The 20,577-nt window shown below is 62.4% G+C and carries 16 protein-coding genes and 1 riboswitch; of the genes, 11 read left to right on the forward strand and 5 right to left on the reverse strand.

Features of this window, described 5'->3' with window-relative positions; genetic code table 11:
* From Q1X90_RS00605 to Q1X90_RS00615, 3 genes are all read right to left on the reverse strand, one after another.
* Positions 1-251, reverse strand: a 251-nt coding sequence (locus tag Q1X90_RS00605) for a DUF4191 family protein (RefSeq protein WP_300765722.1), incomplete at its 3' end; no start/stop codon positions are given.
* A 92-nt stretch (positions 252-343) separates the two neighbouring features.
* Entirely contained in the window at positions 344-1,849 is a 1,506-nt protein-coding gene (locus Q1X90_RS00610) for an FAD-dependent oxidoreductase (RefSeq protein ID WP_300765723.1), read from the reverse strand.
* 82 nt (positions 1,850-1,931) lie between these two features.
* Positions 1,932-2,468: a DUF3043 domain-containing protein gene (locus tag Q1X90_RS00615; RefSeq protein ID WP_300765748.1), complete on the reverse strand. Its 537-nt coding sequence runs from the start codon at positions 2,466-2,468 to the stop codon at positions 1,932-1,934.
* Positions 2,469-2,636: 168 nt separating this feature from the next.
* On the opposite strand from Q1X90_RS00615, the gene Q1X90_RS00620 reads away from it, so the two are divergent.
* From Q1X90_RS00620 to Q1X90_RS00630, 3 genes are all read left to right on the forward strand, one after another.
* A complete protein-coding gene (locus tag Q1X90_RS00620) occupies positions 2,637-4,007 on the forward strand; it encodes a dipeptidase (protein WP_300765724.1) in 1,371 nt (456 codons plus the stop codon).
* Between the two features lie 79 nt (positions 4,008-4,086).
* Positions 4,087-4,202, forward strand: a riboswitch (TPP riboswitch).
* 44 nt (positions 4,203-4,246) lie between these two features.
* Positions 4,247-4,927: an ECF transporter S component gene (locus Q1X90_RS00625; RefSeq protein ID WP_300765725.1), complete on the forward strand. Its 681-nt coding sequence runs from the start codon at positions 4,247-4,249 to the stop codon at positions 4,925-4,927.
* Positions 4,928-4,984: 57 nt separating this feature from the next.
* A complete protein-coding gene (locus Q1X90_RS00630; RefSeq protein ID WP_300765726.1) occupies positions 4,985-7,633 on the forward strand; it encodes an ATP-binding cassette domain-containing protein in 2,649 nt (882 codons plus the stop codon).
* 60 nt (positions 7,634-7,693) lie between these two features.
* Here Q1X90_RS00630 and Q1X90_RS00635 read toward each other — a convergent pair whose 3' ends face one another.
* Together Q1X90_RS00635 and Q1X90_RS00640 are read right to left on the reverse strand one after the other, a co-directional pair.
* Complete coding sequence (locus tag Q1X90_RS00635) at positions 7,694-8,386, reverse strand: ABC transporter ATP-binding protein (protein ID WP_366944443.1); 693 nt, start codon at positions 8,384-8,386, stop codon at positions 7,694-7,696.
* Between the two features lie 196 nt (positions 8,387-8,582).
* On the reverse strand, positions 8,583-10,250 hold the full coding sequence (locus Q1X90_RS00640) for an ABC transporter permease (RefSeq protein ID WP_300765728.1): 1,668 nt from the start codon (positions 10,248-10,250) through the stop codon (positions 8,583-8,585).
* A 255-nt stretch (positions 10,251-10,505) separates the two neighbouring features.
* On the opposite strand from Q1X90_RS00640, the gene Q1X90_RS00645 reads away from it, so the two are divergent.
* The 8 genes from Q1X90_RS00645 (at position 10,506) to Q1X90_RS00680 (ending at position 20,450) form a co-directional block, all read left to right on the forward strand.
* A complete protein-coding gene (locus Q1X90_RS00645; protein WP_300765729.1) occupies positions 10,506-11,417 on the forward strand; it encodes an RNA methyltransferase in 912 nt (303 codons plus the stop codon).
* 62 nt (positions 11,418-11,479) lie between these two features.
* Complete coding sequence (gene pheS, locus Q1X90_RS00650) at positions 11,480-12,547, forward strand: phenylalanine--tRNA ligase subunit alpha (RefSeq protein WP_300765730.1); 1,068 nt, start codon at positions 11,480-11,482, stop codon at positions 12,545-12,547.
* 7 nt (positions 12,548-12,554) lie between these two features.
* On the forward strand, positions 12,555-15,155 hold the full coding sequence (gene pheT / locus Q1X90_RS00655; protein ID WP_300765731.1) for a phenylalanine--tRNA ligase subunit beta: 2,601 nt from the start codon (positions 12,555-12,557) through the stop codon (positions 15,153-15,155).
* Positions 15,156-15,177: 22 nt separating this feature from the next.
* A complete protein-coding gene (locus Q1X90_RS00660; RefSeq protein ID WP_300765732.1) occupies positions 15,178-15,747 on the forward strand; it encodes a hypothetical protein in 570 nt (189 codons plus the stop codon).
* Positions 15,748-15,899: 152 nt separating this feature from the next.
* Complete coding sequence (argC, locus tag Q1X90_RS00665; RefSeq protein WP_300765733.1) at positions 15,900-16,994, forward strand: N-acetyl-gamma-glutamyl-phosphate reductase; 1,095 nt, start codon at positions 15,900-15,902, stop codon at positions 16,992-16,994.
* Positions 16,991-18,160 (forward strand): bifunctional glutamate N-acetyltransferase/amino-acid acetyltransferase ArgJ, encoded by a 1,170-nt coding sequence (argJ, locus tag Q1X90_RS00670; protein WP_300765734.1) that lies wholly within the window; start codon positions 16,991-16,993, stop codon positions 18,158-18,160. Before argC ends, argJ begins: the two co-directional genes overlap by 4 nt.
* Positions 18,161-18,199: 39 nt before the next feature.
* Complete coding sequence (gene argB, locus Q1X90_RS00675) at positions 18,200-19,156, forward strand: acetylglutamate kinase (protein ID WP_300765735.1); 957 nt, start codon at positions 18,200-18,202, stop codon at positions 19,154-19,156.
* Positions 19,146-20,450 carry an acetylornithine transaminase gene (locus Q1X90_RS00680; protein WP_300765736.1) on the forward strand — a complete coding sequence of 435 codons (1,305 nt, stop codon included), beginning with the start codon at positions 19,146-19,148 and terminating at the stop codon, positions 20,448-20,450. Before argB ends, Q1X90_RS00680 begins: the two co-directional genes overlap by 11 nt.
* The last annotated feature ends 127 nt before the right edge of the window (positions 20,451-20,577 follow it).

A 20,577-nucleotide genomic window follows, 5' to 3' on the forward strand; every position in this document is an offset into this window, starting at 1 on the left:
GCACGGTTCGTGAGCACGATGGTGAAAAGAAGAAGCCCCAGCATGAGCGCGGTCACCACGACGAGAATCCACGTGATGATGGACCAGTGGAATATGAGGCCCAATATCACCGCCAGAACCACGGGGGCTGCGAAAGCCGACCATACCAGCCAGGGCATGGTGGCGTCCCCCGCGAGCGTGTACCGGTATATCTGTGTTATCTGCTTCACCATCCCGGGCTTTTTGCCGGGTCGGTCCTGAGTGGCTGCCATGAATCTCCTCATCTCTGTGGAAGTCATGCCGTTATGGGCTTCCACGAACACTGCGATACTTTACCAGTCGGGATTCTCAGATTCTCAGATTCTCAACGGGTGTGCAACGGACGGCCGTCGGCCTTGAGAAGAGCCTCCCCGAGAGTCTCGCTCATTGTGGGGTGGGGATGAATCAACGACGACGCGCTGTGCAGCGCAGCGTGCTGTCCGACAAGCTGCTGCGCCTCGGCGATGAGGTCACCGGCGAGAGGTGAGACCATGTGCACTCCCAGAACGACGCGTTGGCCGGATTCGCCGGCACGGATCCCACTCACAATGGAGAGGGATCCCGCAGACCCCGACATCAGCATGCGGGCGTTCGCCATCATGGGATAGACGCTTTCCTCGACATCCGATACGCCCTGGCGCTGTTCGGCTTGGACTTTCGTCATTCCCACGCTCGCCGCCTCCGGGGATGAGAACACCACAAGCGGGATGGCGTCGTCGTCGACTGCAGTGGCGGGTATGCCCGCGGCGCATTCGGCGGCGGTGATTCCCTGGGCGAAGGCACGATGGGCAAGGGCGGGGCCATGCGTGATGTCTCCGACCGCGAGGATTCCAGCCACATTGGTGCGGCCCATCTCATCCGTGAGGACGTATCCGTCGGAATCCCTCTGGATCCCCAGGGCATCAAGCCAGGGCATATCCGTGTTGGGGGTTCTGCCGATCGCAGCGAGGACGTATTCGCCATAGGCGTTGCCTTCGTTGGTTCCGTCCGTCACGTGATCATCGCCATGTCCTTCGTCAAGCGTGTAGCGGACGGTGGCTCCGAGGTTGACCCCGGTGTCGACGGCCGTGACGTGAGAGTGGGCTATGACGGTGATGCCCTGACGACGCAGTTCGCGTGTGATGGTGGATGAGGTGCGCCGGTCCCATGACGACAGGACCCGGTCGTGGCGGATGAGAAGAGTGACGGAGCTTCCGGCCTCGTTCCACATCGAAGCGAATTCGATGGCGATGGGACCGGATCCGATGATCACCACGCTGGAGGGGAATCGATCAAGCGAAAGCGCCTGCGTGGAGTCGATGAGGGCTCCGGAGAAGGGGATTCCCGGAAGCGGCCGTGGCGATGATCCCGTGGCCAGAACGATGTGTGTGGCGACGATGTCGACGCACGGGCCGGCGTTCTCGGGGGTCTGCGCGTTGTCGAACCGTTCGACGAATTCCTCTCCTTCTGCGGGGGTGACCCTGACCAGCCCCTCGCCACGCGCCTCGGCCTCGCCATGAAAGACATGGACATGGCGGTGTGCAAGGAGCCCGGCCAATCCCTTGGTCATCGTGTCCACGATTCCCAGCCGGTAGGATCGCAGCTTGCCGAAATCGATGCCGTCGACCGAGGCGTTGATGCCCAACTCCTGCGCGTGGCGCACGGTGCCGATGGCATGGGTGGCGGTGATCAGCGCCTTTGAGGGAATGCATCCCCTGTTGAGACATGTGCCTCCCACCACGGGGTCCCTCTCCACCAATGCGACGGACAGACCCAACTCGGCCGCCCTGAGGGCCGTGGAATATCCTCCTGGTCCGGCACCAATGACGGCTACGTCATATGTCACTGCCATGACCCCTCCTTAGCGTTCAATATGCTCCACATGATGGCACATCCACTGTCGGTGGGATGGCCGGATCCGGATTCAGTCCGGGTCAGTCCGGCCAATGTCCTCGTTTGCCATACTTCGGCTTGGGCAGCCTCCACCGGCGTATCTGCAGGCATCTCGACCATGCGTACGTCGCGGATCGGGAACCCTTGCCCACGGAGCGCTCGCCGAATTTGGCGATCAGGAGTCTCTTGAGCTTTCGCCACATCAGGAAGATGTCGATGATCGCGGCGAACAGGTAGACGTAAAGAAGCAGAAGAAGGATGCTGGTGGCTTTGGGAAACGTGGATGCCAGAAGCATCGAGACGATGATGACGGCGAAGGCCACAGGCATGAAGAACTCCGCCACATTGATGCGCGCGTCCACGTAGTCGCGGATGTACACGCGCCAGGGAAGCCTCTCCGATACCGGCATGTGCGCCAGATCGCCTGATCGCATGGCATCGTATTGCGCGTCCTCCTGCTGTCGGATGCGTTTCTTCGCCTCCTTGGCGCTGGCCTTGCGGTTTGTGGGCACCATGGGATGGAGCTTTCTCCGCTCCGCCTCGCGGCGCTTCGGCGTGGGGCGTCCCTTGCCGGTCATATCGGCCTCATCATTGTGGCCTTCAGCATTGTCGTCAACGGCATCCGGGGCCGCGTCGACCTTCCTGCCTCCAAGCTTCCATGTCATGTTTGCAGGCTACGGTGACGCCTAGACTCAGCACGCTGGTTTCAGCAAGACGGAGAACACGGAGACGGGAAAAGGGGCGGTATGTCCGAACGGTACGGAGACGACGTCAGGGCACGCGTCAATCAGGGATTCGACGATGTGGTCGCGATGCTGCGCGACAAAATCGCATTGGCCGCGGTGTCGGCGCAGGGCATCGACGGCGACCATATGCGCAGGTCTGCCGAGTTCGTCACGGAGCGTCTTCGTGAGGTCGGAGTGGACGCCCACGTCGTTCAATCCACAGGGGCCGCGGTCGGGGCGTGGGAGGTCGTGGGTTCCCGTATCGTCGACCCGCAGGCCCCGACGGTTCTGTTGTATGCGCATCATGACGTCCAGCCGGTTCCCGATGCGGGCGTGTGGGACACCAAGCCTTTTGTGGGGACGGTGCGTGGCGATAGGCTTTACGGACGCGGATCAGCGGACGATGGCGGCGGAATCGCCATACATTATGGCGCTTTGCGGGCGCTGGGCGAAGATCTCGCAGTGAACGTCCGGGTCTTCATCGAAGGCGAGGAGGAGATGGGATCCCCCAGCTTCATACCGTTCATCGAGGCCCATGAGAGCGAGTTCGAAGCCGATGTCATCGTTGTCGCGGATTCGGGGAACTGGTCGGCGGATGTACCCAGCCTCACCACAAGCCTGCGGGGGAACACCAGCGTCGACGTGCGCGTCACCTGTCTGGACCATCCCGTGCATTCGGGACAATTCGGAGGACCCATCCTTGACGCGGTGACGCTGTCCTCCATGCTCATCTCCTCCATGTACGACGCCAATGGCGACATCGCGATCCCGGGAGTGGCCTCCCAGGAACCGGTCGGCGGATTGCAACGCGACCTTGACGAGGCCACGGTCCGTTCCGATGCGGGAGTCGTCGAAGGCTACCGTCTGGCGGGAACGGGCAGCCTCGCGTCACGCATGTGGACGAAGCCCAGTGCGACGGTCATTGGATTCGACGCGCATCCCGTCGAGGGGTCCTTCAACGTCATCGCTCCCGAGGCGAGGTTCCGCATCTCCATGAGGACCGCTCCATGCCAGGATCCCGAGGATGCGCAGAAGGCGCTGTCGAGCTTCCTCGTGTCCCATGCTCCCTGGGGATCCCGCGTCGAGGTGACACCACTGGAGAACGGACGCGGATGGGCCATGGATCCGGATTCGCATGTCACGGCCGATATGATGGCCGCCATGAGGGAGTCCTATGGAACGGAGCCGATCAACAAAGGCGAGGGCGGGTCGATTCCGTTCATACCCGAGCTCCAACGCATGTTTCCCCACGCGCAGGTTCTGGTGACGGGTCCGGAGGATCCACAATCGAACGCGCACAGTCCCAACGAGTCGATCTCGCTTCCCGGGCTTCGTTCGAACATCCTTGCGGAGGCACTGTTGCTGGAGTCGTTGGCATCGGCTCGACGGTAGGTGCACCTCCCTCCGGAGAGCCGCGCCAGCCGTCTTCGCGCGTGATCCGCGTCCTCTGACCTTACCTTCCTCTACACTCGTCAATCGACACGGGGGCTGCGCTGGGTTGCGCGGCTGAGATGAGGCCATCCGGCCTCGACCGAATGAACGTGAATCCGGGTAATGCCGGCGCACGGACGTCGTGAATCCCGTGCCTGACGGGATGCTCCAACGAGCATCATGGATGAAAGGCACAGACAATGTCGCAGAAACAGACAGCGTCGCAGAAACAGACAACCTCACGAAATGCTCCTTCCAGCGATTCCGCACCCGCCGTGGCGTCCGGTCCGCGACTGAAATGGCGCGTGGTGGACATCGCGGTCGCATCGGTGATTGGCGTGGCCAGCGCACTCATATATTGGGGGGTCGCCATCGTCACGTATGCGCCGTGGAGCGCCTTGGAGGCGATCGTGCCGGGCCTGGCCGGCGTTTTCAACGGATTGTGGCTTTTCGCGGGGCCGCTTGCGGCGGTCATAGTCCGCAAGCCCGGAGCGGCTGTGTATGCAGAGCTCGTCGCCGCCGTTCTCGAGGCTCTGATGGGAAACGTCTGGGGAGGTGTGGAGACGGTTCTCATCGGACTTCTTCAGGGCGTCCTTGCCGAGGTGGTGTTCCTCGCGTTCTCATATCGCCGCTGGTCGCTGCCCGTTGTCACGCTGTCCGGGACGTTGTCCGGAATCGGCTGCTGGGCGTACTCCTTCTTCACACATCTTCAGGCCATCAGCGCCACGGGCAGCTATGGGATCGTCTACCTCATCACGACAACGCTCTCGGGGGCCGTCGTGGCCGGAGTGTTGATGTGGTATCTCTATGTGGCCATTGGTAAGACCGGAGCACTCGACGCGTTCGCATCCGGCCGTGAGATCCGCGGAGCCCGGGACTGAGACCGTCACCATATGTCGGTATGGCGGACCACAAACGGCGGATCAAAGGACGATGTGATGACGACACGGAAAACGGATGACGCGAATCGACCCCCGGCGGTTGGAGCACCGGCGACTCGTGAACGCGACGCCACCGTTCCCGCATCCCTGAGATTCGTGAACTGGGGATTCCGCCATGCCTCCCGTCGACGGTTTGCAGTCAGAGGCTTGAATCTCGACATACACGCGGGCCAGCGAGTACTCCTTCTCGGGGCATCCGGGATAGGTAAATCGACGATCCTGCAGGCGGCGACGGGAATACTCGGCGGTGAGGGGAAGAACGAGCCGTCCTCCGACGGAACCATCCATGGCGTGGAGGACGCGGACGGTGGGATGAGTGAGGGGAGCATCCTTGTCGACGGCGTCCCGGCGGTCCAGGCGCGCGGACGTGTCGGACTTGTGCTTCAGGATCCCGATTCTCAGACAGTGTTTCAACGGCTGGGGGACAATGTGGCGTTCGGGCCGGAGAATCTTGGCGTGCCGAGAGATCGGATCTGGAGCCGGGTGGATGAGAGCCTGGAACAGGTGGGGCTTGGGGGCATCCAGCTTCACCGGTCGACCGCCCATCTCAGTGGGGGACAGACCCAACGGCTGGCTTTGGCGGGAGTCCTGTCGATGAGGCCGGGAGCGCTTCTTCTTGATGAGCCGACGGCCAATCTTGATCCCGATGGCGTTGATCAGGTGGTCGCCGCCGTTGCGGGGGTCCTCGACTCGACAAAGGCGACGATGCTGCTCGTCGAGCACAGGGCCCAGCCGTGGATCGATGTGATCGACAGGGTCGTCGTTCTGGGCGTCGGCGATGACCGCGATTCCCGGAACACCGGCGTCGTCGCGGACGGAACACCCGATGAGGTGTTCTCCGACGATGCCATCGATTTCGCCGGGTTGGGGATCTGGGTTCCCGAACGCTATCGCAGAGATGCGGATCGGATCGGGGTGGTCCATGTTCCAGGAGAGCCACCATACAGCGCGCGTGTTGGAACGGGGGATCCGATTCTATGCGCCGAAGAGCTGGTCATAGGCAGATCGGGGAGCCCTTTGGCCCGGCCGATCGATCTGTCGTTCCGGGCCGGACAGATAACGGCGTTGGTTGGAGCGAACGGGGCGGGGAAGTCCACGCTTTCGCTCACATTGGCGGGTCTGCTTCCCCCTCTTGATGGAGAGGTGACGGCGTGCGGTGGTCTGGCAGATGGCCTTCGTGATACGCACCCGCTGTCGTGGAGTTCCAGGGAACTTGCCGCAAGGATTTCCTATGTGTTCCAGAATCCCGAGCACCAGTTCGCAAAGGGCACCGTGCTCGATGAGGTCATGCTGGGACCGTTGCGCACCGGGATGGATGAGGCCCGGGCACGGTCCTGGGCGGAGGGACTGCTGGACCGTTTCAATCTCCGCCGGTACGCGAGGGCCAACCCCTACACGCTGTCCGGAGGGGAGAAGCGCCGTTTGACCGTGGCCGCGGCTTTGGCCGCAGTTCCCAAGGTCCTGATACTTGATGAGCCGACCTTTGGACAGGACAGGCGCACGTGGACCCAGATGGTCGAGCTTATCCGCGGACTTCGATCCGATGGCGTGAGCATCATCGTCGTCACGCATGATCGCGATCTTGTGCAGGCGTTGGATGCTCGCGTTGTGGAGATGGTGCCGCATGGCGCGTCTCGTGAGTGGGGGCGTGGCGATTGTTCCGACCTGGAATCCGGATATGCCTCAGCGGATGCCGTGGATCCCCTTGGTGATGGTCCGCGGCCTGGTGACGTCTCGCATGCTGTTGATGTTCCGCAGGGCGCCTCAGACAGGATGGACAGGGCAGCATCTATGCGCGGACCACGAGATGGTGGGCACGAGGGGCGCGAAACGCGCATCGAGGTCACGCCGGTAAACCGCAGGGTCGAGGAGGAGCGTCGGTCCAGCAGATCGCGGTATCTGGCCTCGCTGAATCCCTCCATTCGCTTGATCGGCGCCTTCGTCGTGTCTCTGCCGCTTCTGCTGAGCCTCGATGTTGTGTCCGCATCTGTGGCCCTGGGCTTCGAGATCGTGCTGCTGTGGGCCGTCGGGTACGCGCCCTGGCATGTGGCGAGGTCGTGCTGGCCGCTGATCATCGGCGCCCCGGGATCCGCGCTCGCGGTTCTTCTCTATGGGAAAAGCGGTGGCGACGTCTGGTGGAGCTGGGCGCTGATCACGATCAGCGACAGATCGGCGGCACTGGCGGTGGCCACTGCGGTGCGCATCCTGGCCGTCGGAATTCCCGCAATCGTGATGGTTCTGGGTGTGGATGCCACGGATCTGGCCGACTCCTTCAGCCAGATCCTTCATCTTCCCGATCGTTTCGTCTACGGGGGACTTGCCGGGATGAGGCTGTTCTCGGTGTTGCGCGACGACTGGTCGGCGTTGACCGCGTCCCGGAGATCACGGGGATTGGGCGACGACAACGCGGTGAGGGCGTTCCTGCCCCAGGCGTTCGCGCTGCTCGTTCTGTCCATCCGTCGTTCGACCACGTTGGCCGTGGCCATGGAGGCCAGGGGATTCGGAGGCTCGACACCCCGTACCCATGCGCGGGTCAGTGTGGTCACATCTCGTGACCATCTGTTTCTTGTGGTCTGCGCGATGATTCCCCTTGTGTCTTTGCTGGCCGCATGGCGATGCGGCTCCTTCGCCTTCCTTGGGGGGTGATCCCTGCCGTTGGGGATATCCATGGGAAAGGTAAAGGAGCCGCCGGTCCTGTTGCGAGCGTCAGTTCTTCGTGGCGGTTCTTCTCACCCTGCGCTTCGCCGTCCTTTGAGCGACCCGCTGAAGCGGCGCGAGGGCGAACACGTCGTCCGACGCCTCGGCGACCTGCGGGCTGTGGGTCACGATGATGACGCAGCGGTTCTCATCATGCGCGAGCGAGCGGAATATTCCCATGATGTCGTTCTGCGTCGTCATGTCGAGGTTTCCGGTGGGCTCGTCGGCGATGATCACGTCGGGCTCGTATCCGATGGCGCGCGCGATGGCGACGCGCTGCTGCTCGCCTCCCGACAGGTGAAGGATTCTCTCGTTCGCGTACTCGGGAGGAAGGTGCACCTGATCGAGGAGTTCCTGGGCGACTTCCTTCTTCGGACGGTCGAACTTCTTCCCCGACGCGTCCATCGACAGGATGATGTTCTCCGAAACCGTCAACGACGGCAGAAGATTGAAGCTCTGGAATATCACTCCGATGTCGTGGCTGCGGTAACGGTAGCGATCCTGTGACGCGAGGTCCTTGCCGCGGTACAGGACCGCTCCATGCGTCGGGGTCGTCAATCCTGATATCAGCGACAGAAGGGTGGTCTTGCCGGCGCCGGACGGACCGGTGATGGCGTGGACCTTTCCCGCGGAGAAGCTGTGGCTGATGTTCTTGAGGACCTGCTTGCCACCTTTCGTGTACGAGTAGCTCACATCCCTCATCTCGAGAACGATGTCGGTGTCCTTAACCGCCGCGTCCGCCTGGGAGGGGGATGATTCGGGGGTCAAGGGGGTTTCGTTGGTCTTCTGCGCTGTTGGCGCCTGTGCTGTCTGTGTCATCTGTGCTGTCCTCGTGTATGGATGTCTCGTGGATGGTTCTCTATGTGGATCGGATGGTCGCGAACTGGATGGTGGCGCGTCATGATCTTTCGGCCAGAATCTGCAGTGGCTCGTATCTCATGACGAACACCACCGCGACAAGCGAGGACACTATCGTCAGCCCCAGTCCTATGAGCATGAGCTGGCCGACGACCGTGAGATTCACGCTGGCGTTGATTGAGGACAGATATTTCGTCGTGTTTGTTTTGAAGGCACCGCCGGGACTGTTGGAGTTGGACGATTGCGGCTGTGATGTGGAGCCGCCGCTGGTCGTGGTGGACGAGGAGCTCGACGAGCTCGACGAGCTCTGCGTGGACGACGAGTTTGACGAGCCGTTCTGCTGGCCTCCTGCGCCTCCCTGCATTTCGCGGCCGAACTGCTGCGTCTGGCTGGTCTGCTCGCTCTGCTGCGAGGACACCTGGCTGGCGAGAAGCTTGTTTGACACCGGAACCGATGTGACCGCTCCCGCCACCGCGCCGATCGCGAGTCCGATCATCGTCACGATCAGAAGCTCAAGCACGAACTGTATGGCGACCTTCGCCTTCTTCACACCGATGGCGGTCAGTACTCCCACCTCGTATTTGCGTTCACGAACGGTGAAGAGGTTGAGCGCGACGAGGACCACGGCGCCCACCGCCAGCACGACGAGAAGAAGAGTCAAGGCGAAGGACGAGAGGTTGTTGAGTGGAACAAGGCTGGACTCGTACTCGTCCACGTCGGTGGAACTCACGGTGTAGCTGCTGGACAGTCCGGCCTTCTTCACGTCCTTGACGAAGGTCTCGTAGTCGTCTTTGCTGGAGAAGACGTAGGTGAAGCTCAGCTGGGCCGTGGCGTCATCACCGGATGTGGTGTCGAGACCAAGCTTCTTCAGCGTCGACACCGAAGTGTAGATGGCGTTGGCGGGATCCGAGCTCGTCGAGGAGTTGGGACCAGACGTCGACGAGGAGTCGCTGGAGTTCTTGTAGATTCCGACGACGGTCAGCTTGTGCGTGGTGGATGAGTCGCTCGAGTCGGTGACCTTGATGGTGTCCCCGACTCTGATGTCATTGAACTCGGCGAGCGATTTGGAGACGATCACGTCTCCGTCGGAGTCGGAGTCATACCCGAACACCTTGCCTGAGCTCATGGTGAAGCTGCCGTTGCTCGCGTTGGCCACGGCCGTGTCGGAGGAGAATCCGACGAGCTCGAAATCACCCGACTCCGTCTGCTCCTCCATCATCCCTTGGCCGCCGCTCTGGCCTCCGGGGGCCTGCTGGTTGGATTGCAAGTTCGAACTCGACGACGAGGATGACGAGGTAGTCTCCACGGGTTGGAAGGAGGTCGTCTTGGAGACCGAGGCCGTCAGCGTGTAATACGTATTGGCCACGGCCGAGGAGGCCTTGGCGTATTTCTTGTATGTAGCCAGACTCAGCTGCTTGTTGCTCAACGATTTGCGCAGGCTTTTGAAATCTGGGGTCGATGAGCTCGACGAGGACGATGAGGCCGACGCCGAGGACCGCTGCTGGGAGATGAGCTTGCTTCTGTTCAGGTCGATTTGGGCGGTGATCGTCGTGTCGCTGAGGCCTGTCTCGCGGGCCGTCTGCGCCGCCTGACGTATGGAGAGTCCGATGGTCGCCGCGGCCGCGATGATCGCGACGATGATGACGATCAATATGTTGCGCCCTTTCGAGCGCGAGACGCTCCGCAGGGCGTTCTTCACTATGAACATGGGTGTCCTTGTGGTGATAGGTTGTTCTGCTGATCAGTGCCGCCGCTGGGCGGTATGGTTCCATAAGACATCTGCGCCATTGCAGGCGCCTGCATTACTCATGAACCGAAGCTGTGAAAAAACTTGGACGAAGCTGGGAACGCATGATGTCGAAGCCTTGCGTCACGGATAGGCGGAGGCGAGAAAACAGCGAGAAAACAGGCAGAGGTGGGAGGATAGCCGGATGAAGCCGGTAAACGGGATAAAGTGGACGTCATGCCCATTGACCCCTCAGTGATAGACAACCCCCGCTCCGGCCGGCTCCGCAAGGCGCTGGATCTCGCCGATTCACGCTTCCGCCGTCGGTTCGGGCGCTTTCTGGTTGAGGGCCCTCAGTCCGTGCGCGAGGCCCTGTCGTGGGATTCCGATGCGATGCGTGACGTCTTCGTCGCGGACGATCTTATGGATGATCCTGATACGGACGGCGGCCCGGTTGGCGGGTCCTCACGGGTGTCAATCTTGGTCGATCGGGCGGTGGAGCTTGGGATCCATGTGCATCCCGTGGACTCCGGTCTTATGGGACGGGTCGCTTCCGAGGCTCAGGGGATCTTCTCGGTCTGCGACATTCCCACGGATGCTTCCATGAACCCGCAGGTCGGGGCAGACATCCCCGGACGGTCCTTGGTGTCCGCCTTCTGGCAGATACGCGATCCAGGGAACGCGGGGGCGGTGATTCGTGTGGCAGATGCCGCGGGATGTTCTGTGGTGGTTTTTGTCGATGATTGCGTGGACCCCTATTCGCCCAAGGTCGTGCGCTCGAGCGCGGGATCCCTGTTCCATATTCCCGTCTTGCGGATGGGGACCGAGAAATTCCTCGAATGGAGCCGCACACGGCCGGTTCCAATGGTCGCCGCGGATGTGCACGGCACCGACGGGCGGCCTGCGCGGATGTTGCCCGATGTAGTCGACGAGGGTGCGGTGGCATCGGGGGGAAGCGTTATTTTCGGCAATGAGGCGCGTGGTCTTCCCGACGACATTCTCGACCGCGTGGACACGGTGGTGAGTATTCCCATGTATGGGAGGGCGGAATCCATGAACCTCGCCACGAGCGCGGCGGTCATGCTGTTCACGATGGCCATGTCGGGGCGGGGTATGTCGAGTCATGTTGGGACAATCGAACGTCGGTGAATGGCCTGTCGGTTCATAGGGGAGAACGTCCCCCACGGCCGGTCGACGCGGAAAGGGAACCAGTGTCACAGGATGCGGTGTTCGATGCGCAGGCGGTGACCGATGCGGTCAACGCGGGCATCGATGAGATAGCCGGGGCCTCCAGCTCAGAGGAGCTCGCCTCCATCAGAACTCGTTACGCGGGGGCGCAGTCAGCGCTCACCTTGGCTGGACGGGCGTTGGGATCCCTCCCCGCCGATCAGCGCAAGGATGCCGGGAAACTCGTCGGAAAACTCAAGGCCGAGTTCGGCCGCGCTTTGGCCTCACGCCAGAGCGAGGTCAAGAAGGACGAGGAAACCCGAGCGCTTGCCGCCGAAACGGTGGACATGACGCTTCCCGTTCGCAGAAGGCCATTGGGCGCGCGGCATCCCCTTCCCAAACTTATGGAGGACGTCGAGGACCTTTTCGTGTCCATGGGATGGCAGATATCCCAGGGCCCTGAGGTGGAAAGCGAATGGTACGATTTTGACGCGCTCAACTTCGGTCCCGACCATCCCGCGCGTCAGATGCAGGACACCTTCTATGTCAAAGGAAACCAGGCCAAGGACGCCGCGGGATTCGTCGGTTCCAACATGGTTCTTCGCACGCAGACGTCGTCGGATCAGGTTCGCGCGCTGCTGACGCGCGGCGTGCCGCTGTACATTGCGTGTCCTGGACGCGTGTTCCGCACCGATGAGCTGGACGCCACCCACACCCCGGTGTTCCACCAGTGCGAGGCTCTCGCGGTCGATGAGCATCTGACCATGGCCGATCTCAAGGGAGTGCTTGACAAGCTTGCCGTGGCCATGTTCGGATCCGAGGCGAAAAGCCGTCTTCGTCCCAGTTACTTCCCCTTCACCGAGCCGAGCGCCGAGCTTGACCTGTGGTTTCCGGACAAGAAGGGTGGCCCCGGATGGATCGAATGGGGCGGATGCGGAATGGTCAATCCGAACGTTCTCAAGTCGGCCGGCCTTGATCCCGATAGATACACCGGATTCGCCTTCGGTGTGGGTATGGAGCGGACACTGCTTCTGCGCCACGACATCAACGACATGCACGATCTTGTCGAGGGCGACGTGCGTTTCAGCAATCAATTTGTGATGGGGGAGTGATCGGGCCATGCCTATGGTGGATATTGACTGGCTCAAGGAGCATGTCGAGGTTCCCGCGGACCTCACCTATGAGCGTCTCGCGCAGGATCTGGTGCGGGTTGGTCTGGAGGAGGAGGAGATCCACCCCTCTCAGGTCACCGGACCGATCGTGGTGGGATACGTCGTGGATGCGACGCCTGAGCCGCAGAAGAACGGGAAGACCATCAACTGGTGCCACGTGGATGTTGGGGACCGGTACAACGCGGTGGATGAATCGGGTCATAAGGTCCCGCGCGGAATCGTTTGCGGGGCACCCAACATGGCCGCCGGCGAGAAGGTCGTCGTGACGCTTCCGGGAGCCGTTCTTCCGGGAGATTTCCACATTGAGCCGCGCAAGACCTATGGACACGTGTCGGATGGGATGTGCGCATCGGAGCGTGAGCTTGGACTGGGTGACAGCCATGACGGAATCATTCTTCTGGGCGATTATGGCCTCACCGACGACGAGGTGGCCGCGCTGTCCCCGGGGGACGACCTGATGCCCATCCTGCATCTGGACCAGCCGATTCTTGAGATCAACATCACGCCCGACCGTGGTTACGCATTCTCGTATCGTGGCGTGTGCCGCGAGTACCACCATTCCACGGGGGCCGTGTATGTAGACCCCGTCGACAGGCTTGATTCGCAGGCACCGCGGCTGTGCGGGTCGCATGCCGGCGACATCGAGGTGTCCATCGAGGACGGCAATCCCATTCATGACGTTGCCGGATGCTGCCGATACTACGCGCGTGCAATCAAGGGGTTGGACCCGCACGCCTCCACGCCTCAATGGATGCGTCGCCGTCTTGTGCGGGCCGGAGTTCGCCCCATCTCTCTGGCCGTGGATGTGACCAATTACGTCATGCTCGATCTGGGGCAGCCCATGCACGCCTACGATCTTGACAAGATCGCGGTGCCGATCGTCGTTCGTCGTGCCCATGACGGCGAGCGTCTGACGACTTTGGATGGCAAGGACCATGATCTTGACCCCGAGGATCTGCTCATCACCGACTCCCCGGACGGCAAACAGGGGTCGAGGATACTTGGCCTTGCCGGAGTGATGGGGGGGTTGTACGGCGAGGTGACCGGGGAGACGACCAACGTTCTTCTTGAGTCGGCGTGCTTCGACCAGGTGTCCATAGCACGTTCCGCCAGGCGCCACAAGACGCCGTCCGAGGCATCCCGCCGCTTCGAGCGGGGTGTGGATCCGCAGCTTCAACCGGCGGCGGCGCAGATGGCCGCGGAATTGCTGTCCCGTTATGGTGGCGGACGGCCCTCGGAAAGCCCCACCGACGTGAACAACACGGTCCGGCGTCGCCCCATTCATTTCAGGGCGTCCGAGGTGGCCCGTCTGACTGGATTGACCACAGACATCAACCGCATCAACGACATTCTCACGGACATCGGATGCTCTGTCGCGGGTGGCGGAAACGGGGAGTTCTCCGTCACGGCCCCCAGTTGGAGGCCCGATCTCAACGAGGCGTGCGACCTTGTCGAGGAGGTCGCCAGACTTGTCGGGTACGACGAGATACCGGTCACCGTTCCGCCGGCTCCTGTCCAAGGGGCCGTGGGACTCACCGATGAGCAGCGGCGCCGACGCGAGGTGGCCGATGAGCTCGCCGAGTTCTCGATGACCGAGGCGTTGAGCTACCCATTCGTAGGGGCTGAGGATTTCTCGGCTTTCGGATGGAACGTCGATGACCTTGCGCCCATCAGCGTGGAGATCGCCAACCCACTTGCTGCCGATCGTCCGTACCTACGCCGCATGATCCTTCCCACGCTGGCGCAGACCGTCCAGCGAAACAGGCGTCGCGGAATGGACGATGTCGCATTGTATGAAATCGGCCACGTCTATCTGTGGGACCCGATGGCACCCGCCATTCCCGCGCTTCCGGGAGGTGTTCGTCCCAGTGACGACCAACTTGCGGCATTGGACGCGGGGCTTCCAGACCAGCCGATGCATGTGTCGGGCATCCTCACCGGCATGGCCATTGACTCTGGGTGGTTGGGCGAGCGGCGTGCCGTGGACTGGACCGACGCGGTCGAGACCGTGCGGCGCGTATGCGACAGGTTGGGGGCCGATTGCGAGTTGGAGCAGCCCGACCATGCCGACGTTCCCGTGCAGTGGCATCCGGGGCGGTTCGCATATATGACTCTTGATGGGATTCGGATTGGACTCGTGGGCGAACTTCATCCGCACGTCAACGATTCCTTGGGATTCCCCTCGCACTCCGCGGCGTTCGAGATCGACCTGACGGCGATGTTCGGGATGCTCGACGGCAAGCCGGTTCAGGCCCGTCCGATTTCCGCCTATCCGCCTGTGAAGCAGGATCTGGCATTCACTGTGCCGACATCCGTCTCCGCCGCTCAATTGGCGCACACCATCCGTGACGCGGCGGGCGATGAGCTTGAGGACATCCATGTGTTCGATGTGTTCACCGGTGGACAGCTTGGTGAGGGTGTGAAGTCATTGGCGTTCTCCGTCACCTTCCGCGCGATGGACAGGACGTTGACGGCGCAGGACAGCGAACGTATCAGAGGGGCCATTGTCGATGCCGCGCGGTCTTTGGGAGCGAGCCTGAGGGCATGATGTCTGACGACGGGGAGGAACGATGAGCATGGTGACGCATGATCAGAGCGGCGTGCCGGATTCGCCGCGCGCCCATGAGTCCTCCCGACCGGCATCCGACGCGTCGGAGACCCGGGAACCGAGGTACGGACAGGTGCGTGTTCCCAAATACGGTGCGTCGGCCTCGTCCTATCCGGACTCCTATGATCCGTACATCTATGGCGCGCCCGACGGGGAATCCGCAGGGGGCTCCGTCGGCGGCCGGCGTGATGCGGGTCCGGTCCCAGCTGTCGAGGCTCCGCAGCGTCCTCAGCAGGAACCGTCCCCGAATCCTTTCGAGGGACGGTTGGATGTGTATGGGCCCATCTCGCTGATTCTCGCGTTGTTGGGTGTCCCTATCCTTCCCGCGATCATGGGACTGATGTGCATGTGGCGGACACGCCGTTTCCACATGCGTGGATTCGGATGGGGACTCGCCGCAGTCATCATCAATGTGCTGAGCCTCATGCTGGGGATTTGGCTGGTCCAGCAGGGCTTCACCACTGATCAACTGTGGTCCCTTGTGACCGGAAGCGGGTCGACGGGATCGGGATCGGACATGGTGTCCGCCTGACGCGGGTGCGGCGCGGGGCTGGAACGACGGCCGTCGGCGCTGTGCGCGTGGTCCAAGGGAGATCGCCCGACACGCTGGTATGTATATATGCAAATCTATGTATATTATGTGTCAGGAATTCATTCGACTCGATTGATGTGGGGAGCGCAGACATGTCGGTATTGTCCGTTGCGGTCGCCGGTGCGACCGGGTATGCCGGCGGCGAGGCGTTGAGGATCCTCGCCGGGCATCCGGGTTTCGAGGTCACGTGCGTCACCGGGCACTCATCCGTGGGGGAACGTCTTGGATCGTTCATGCCGCACATTCCCCAGTATGCGAATCTGCGTGTGGAGGACACCACACCCGATGTCCTGCGCGGACACGACGTCGTCATCATGGCATTGCCGCACGGCGCGTCGGGAGCGCTGGCCGCCGCGATCGGGGATGGGCCCGTGATGGTCGATCTGGGTGCCGACCACAGGTTGCAGACGAAGTCCGCGTGGGACGAGTTCTATGGAGGAACATACTATCCCGCCTGGGTCTATGGCATGCCCGAGCTCATCACCGGAACAGGTCCGGATGGCGCGATCAGGAGGGAACGCGAGGAACTTCGCGGAGCGAGGGCGATCGCCGGTCCCGGATGCAATGTCACCGCCACCACGCTTGCCATCCAGCCAGCCGTCCATGACGGACTCATCGATTCCACCGGAATCGTCGCCGATCTGGTCGTCGGATATTCTGGGGCGGGCAAGGCGCTTAAACGCACCGGTCTTCTCGCCGCCGAGGCGTTGGGTTCGGCGGTGCCCTACGGAGTGGGCGGAACGCACAGGCATATTCCCGAGATCCAGCAGAATCTGGCCCATGCGGCCGGACTGTCGGCGAATGAGGCCGCGCGGTTCCCCTTGGCGTTCACACCGGTTCTGGCACCGATGTCCCGTGGGATCCTCGCTGTGGTTTCCGCGCCCCTGAGTGAGAAGGCGTCCTCCCTCGACGACGATGAGATCAGGGCATCGTGGGCCAGAGCCTACGAGGGACAGTCATTCATGGTTCTTCTCGATCCTCCGGACATGCCCGCCACCGCCAACGTGCTGGGATCCAACGCCGCCCATCTGCAGGTGGCCGTCGATAGGAGGGCTGGCCGTCTGATCGCCATGGCGGCGATCGACAATCTCAACCGGGGCACCGCCGGCCAGGCCATGCAATCCCTCAACATCGCCCTCGGACTTCCCGAGGATCAAGGTCTGACGACGATAGGAGTGGCACCATGAGCGTGACATATGCGCAAGGTTTTTCGGCTGCCGGTGTTGCAGCCGGCGTTTCATCCATTCCCGGCAAGCGTGACGTCGCGCTTGTGGTGAACCAGGGACCGTGCGACGCCATAGCGGGAGTGTTCACGTCGAACCGTTTCTGCGCGGCCCCCGTCCAGTGGTCGCGGGGAGTGGTCGCTGACGGTCACGCGACCGCCGTGGTCCTTAATTCCGGTGGTGCGAACGCGTGTACGGGGGATGAGGGTCTGTCGCAGTCGCAGGCCACCGCGGCGCGGCTCGCGGCGCATCTGGGAGTCGACGAGAAGCGTGTGGCGGTGTGCTCCACAGGCCTGATCGGCGAGCTTCTTCCCCTGGAGAAGATTCTGCGCGGCGTCGACGACGCGTATGGCCATCTGGGAGATGATGAGGATTCGGGGGAGGACGCGGCGCATGCGATCATGACGACCGACACCACGGCGAAAACCGTGCGGGTGGGCGGCGAGGGATATCGTCTGGGAGGCATGGTCAAGGGATCCGGCATGATAGCCCCCCAGCTGGCCACGATGCTGTGCGTGATCACCACCGACGCGGTGGTCTCCCCGGAGGATCTGCGATCCGCGCTGGAATCTGGGGTTGACCGTTCCTTCAATAGGATCGACGTTGATGGATGTATGTCCACCAACGATTCCGTTCTGCTCCTTGCGTCGGGTGCGTCCGGCGTCACGCCCGATCCCATGGAGTTCCGTGGACGCGTCGCCGAGGCGTGCGCATCTTTGGCCCGCCAGATAGTCGGCGATGGCGAGGGGGCGAGCCACGATGTGAGGATCCGCGTCACCGGTGCCGATGATGAGCAGGCCGCATTGGCCTGCGCCAGGGCGGTGGCGGCATCGAACCTTCTGAAATGCGCCATCTATGGCAATGATCCCAACTGGGGTCGTGTCGTCAGCTCTCTGGGCACCGTGCCCGTCTCGGTGGCGAGGTTCACCGCGTCCGACGTGACGGTCGACATCAACGGGGTGCGCGTGTGCGACGGCGGTAAGCCGGGAAGGGACCGGTCCGAGGTCGACATGACTCCTTGGGAGGTGCATATCGACATCGATCTTCATGTGGGCGTGGGCGAGGCCGAGGTGTGGACCGACGACCTGACCCTCGACTATGTGCACATCAACGCCGACTACGAGAGCTGACAAGGCCCGGCTCCACGGGGCCGGTGGAAGGGAAGTGTCATGAGTGACCCATTGCGGGGGCCGGGATTCCATTTCGATGTCCACAACGATCTGAGGGCCGATCAGAAGGCCGAGGTCCTCGTTGAGGTGCTGCCATGGCTGCAGGAGTTTGCTGGACAGCGCATCGTCATCAAATACGGTGGCAACGCAATGGTCGACGAGCATCTCAAGAAGTGCTTCGCGGAGGACATGGTGTTCCTGCGCCAGGTGGGCATGCATCCCGTCGTCGTCCACGGAGGAGGCCCCCAGATATCCCGCATGCTCAGGGCGCTGGGCATCAAATCCGAGTTCAAGGGCGGGCTGAGGGTCACATCACCCGAGGCCATGGACGTTGTACGCATGGTGCTCACCGGCAAGGTGTCCAGGGAGCTGGTGGGGCTGATCAACTCCTATGGTCCGTTCGCCGTCGGATTGTCGGGCGAGGATGGCGGCCTGTTCTCGGCGATGCAGCGCAAGCCGATCATCGATGGCCATGCGACGGACATCGGGCTGGTGGGCGACGTGGTGGGAGTCGACGCGTCGGCGGTGGAGGATCTCATTGCCGCGGGGAGGATCCCCGTCGTCTCGTCGGTGGCACCCAACGAGGATGATGCCACGGAGGTGCTCAACGTCAACGCGGATTCAGCGGCAGCGGCGCTGGCCTCGGCTCTCGGCGCCCGCAAGCTGGTCATCCTCACCGACGTCGACGGACTGTATTCCAACTGGCCCGACCGTGACTCGCTGGTGGGGCACATCGGCGTCGATGATCTCAGGGACATGCTTCCGGATCTTCAATCGGGGATGAGGCCCAAGATGGAGGCGTGCGTGCGTGCGCTTGATGGTGGGGTTCCGCAGGCCCACATAATCGACGGGCGTAAGCCGCATTCCATTCTCAATGAGATATTCACAAAGAACGGGATCGGCACGATGGTCCTTCCCGATGGCGGAATCGAGATGAGGAGCGAGTATGAATATTGAGAGCTCGATGGAGCTGGGCGGCACCACATTGGGGCCCGAGGACTCGCACTGGATCGGGGACTACCGGGCGGTGCATATGAACGTGTTCGGAACACCTCTGAGGGTCATGGACCACGGCAGCGGAACGCGAATCTGGGACGTAGACGGGAACGGCTATCTGGATTTCCTGGGAGGCATAGCTGTCAACTCGTTGGGATACGCCCATCCGAGATGGACCGCCGCCGTCGCCGATCAGGCGGCCAAAGTGGCTCACACGAGCAACTACTTCGCCACTGAACCGCAGATTCGTCTCGCCGAAAAGCTGGTCTCCATCGCCGGGGCGCCCCAGGGCTCCCATGTCTATTTCGGGAATTCAGGCACCGAAGGCAACGAGGCGGCGCTCAAGCTCGCCAGGTTGTACGGGCGGACGCTGATGGACGGCAGGGAGATCACCGCGAGGTCGGTTCCCCGGATCATCGCGCTGACGCACGGTTTCCACGGACGCACGCTGGGATCGCTCAGCGCCACATGGAAGCCGGCGATCCGTGAGCCCTTCGAACCGTTGATGCCGGGGGTCGAATTCGTCGGATCGGGTGACATCGATGCCATGCGGAGGTCCTTCGACGCGACGGGACAGGATGGTTGTGGTCCCGTGGCCGCGGTCATCCTCGAACTCATCCAAGGTGAGGCGGGGGTCCGTCCTTTGGATCTTGACTATGTGAAGGCCGTGCGGCGCCTGTGCGATGAGCGCCATGCGCTCATGATCGTCGACGAGGTCCAGACGGGCATCGGACGGACGGGACGATGGTTTGCGTTCCAGCGGGAGGATCTGTCGGGCGGCATCGTTCCGGACGTCGTGACCTTTGCGAAGGGGGTGGCCGGAGGATTCCCGATGGGCGGGATGATTGCCTTTGGACAGGCCCTGTCGGATCTGTTCACCCCGGGGTCGCATGGTTCGACCTTCGCGGGGAATCCGCTGGGGGCCGCGGCGGCGTTGACGACGCTTCATGTCATCGAGGACGACGGTCTTCTGGAGAACTGCGAAACGCGCGGGCGACAGTTGCGTGACGGAATAACGCAATGTGGGAACGCGTTGTTTGCGGGGGTCAGAGGCCGGGGGCTTCTCGATGCCATCCAGCTGTCCCATCCCTGCGCGCACGCCGCGATGGAATGGGCTCTGGACCATGGTCTGATCGTCAACGCCGTGGCCCCGGACGCGTTGAGGATGGCGCCCCCGCTGATTGTCAGTGAGAGCGACGTCGATGAGGCGGTGTCGATTCTGGCGCGCGTTCCCGGTGACTTGGTGGATGACTGACCATGTCGACCGTCGGATCGGTCGTGGCTCTTGTGTCTGTGTTGACGCGGTGTGGTTCCTCCGCGGACGAATCGCCAGTCATAGGGATGTGAAAAATAAGGCCGCAAGGCCCTGAAACCGTAAGGGA

Origin of the sequence: uncultured Bifidobacterium sp. (assembly GCF_949292005.1) — a bacterium.
GTDB lineage: Bacteria > Actinomycetota > Actinomycetes > Actinomycetales > Bifidobacteriaceae > Bifidobacterium.

Bases quoted from the DNA above. Each gene is read 5' to 3' on its own strand.
- Q1X90_RS00610 (WP_300765723.1), bottom strand. From the start codon at position 1,849: ATGGCAGTGACATATGACGTAGCCGTCATTGGTGCCGGACCAGGAGGA.
- Q1X90_RS00615 (WP_300765748.1), bottom strand. From the start codon at position 2,468: ATGACCGGCAAGGGACGCCCCACGCCGAAGCGCCGCGAGGCGGAGCGG.
- Q1X90_RS00620 (WP_300765724.1), top strand. From the start codon at position 2,637: ATGTCCGAACGGTACGGAGACGACGTCAGGGCACGCGTCAATCAGGGA.
- Q1X90_RS00625 (WP_300765725.1), top strand. From the start codon at position 4,247: ATGTCGCAGAAACAGACAGCGTCGCAGAAACAGACAACCTCACGAAAT.
- Q1X90_RS00630 (WP_300765726.1), top strand. From the start codon at position 4,985: ATGACGACACGGAAAACGGATGACGCGAATCGACCCCCGGCGGTTGGA.
- Q1X90_RS00635 (WP_366944443.1), bottom strand. From the start codon at position 8,386: ATGAGGGATGTGAGCTACTCGTACACGAAAGGTGGCAAGCAGGTCCTC.
- Q1X90_RS00640 (WP_300765728.1), bottom strand. From the start codon at position 10,250: ATGTTCATAGTGAAGAACGCCCTGCGGAGCGTCTCGCGCTCGAAAGGG.
- Q1X90_RS00645 (WP_300765729.1), top strand. From the start codon at position 10,506: ATGCCCATTGACCCCTCAGTGATAGACAACCCCCGCTCCGGCCGGCTC.
- pheT (WP_300765731.1), top strand. From the start codon at position 12,555: ATGCCTATGGTGGATATTGACTGGCTCAAGGAGCATGTCGAGGTTCCC.
- Q1X90_RS00660 (WP_300765732.1), top strand. From the start codon at position 15,178: ATGAGCATGGTGACGCATGATCAGAGCGGCGTGCCGGATTCGCCGCGC.
- argC (WP_300765733.1), top strand. From the start codon at position 15,900: ATGTCGGTATTGTCCGTTGCGGTCGCCGGTGCGACCGGGTATGCCGGC.
- argJ (WP_300765734.1), top strand. From the start codon at position 16,991: ATGAGCGTGACATATGCGCAAGGTTTTTCGGCTGCCGGTGTTGCAGCC.
- argB (WP_300765735.1), top strand. From the start codon at position 18,200: ATGAGTGACCCATTGCGGGGGCCGGGATTCCATTTCGATGTCCACAAC.
- Q1X90_RS00680 (WP_300765736.1), top strand. From the start codon at position 19,146: ATGAATATTGAGAGCTCGATGGAGCTGGGCGGCACCACATTGGGGCCC.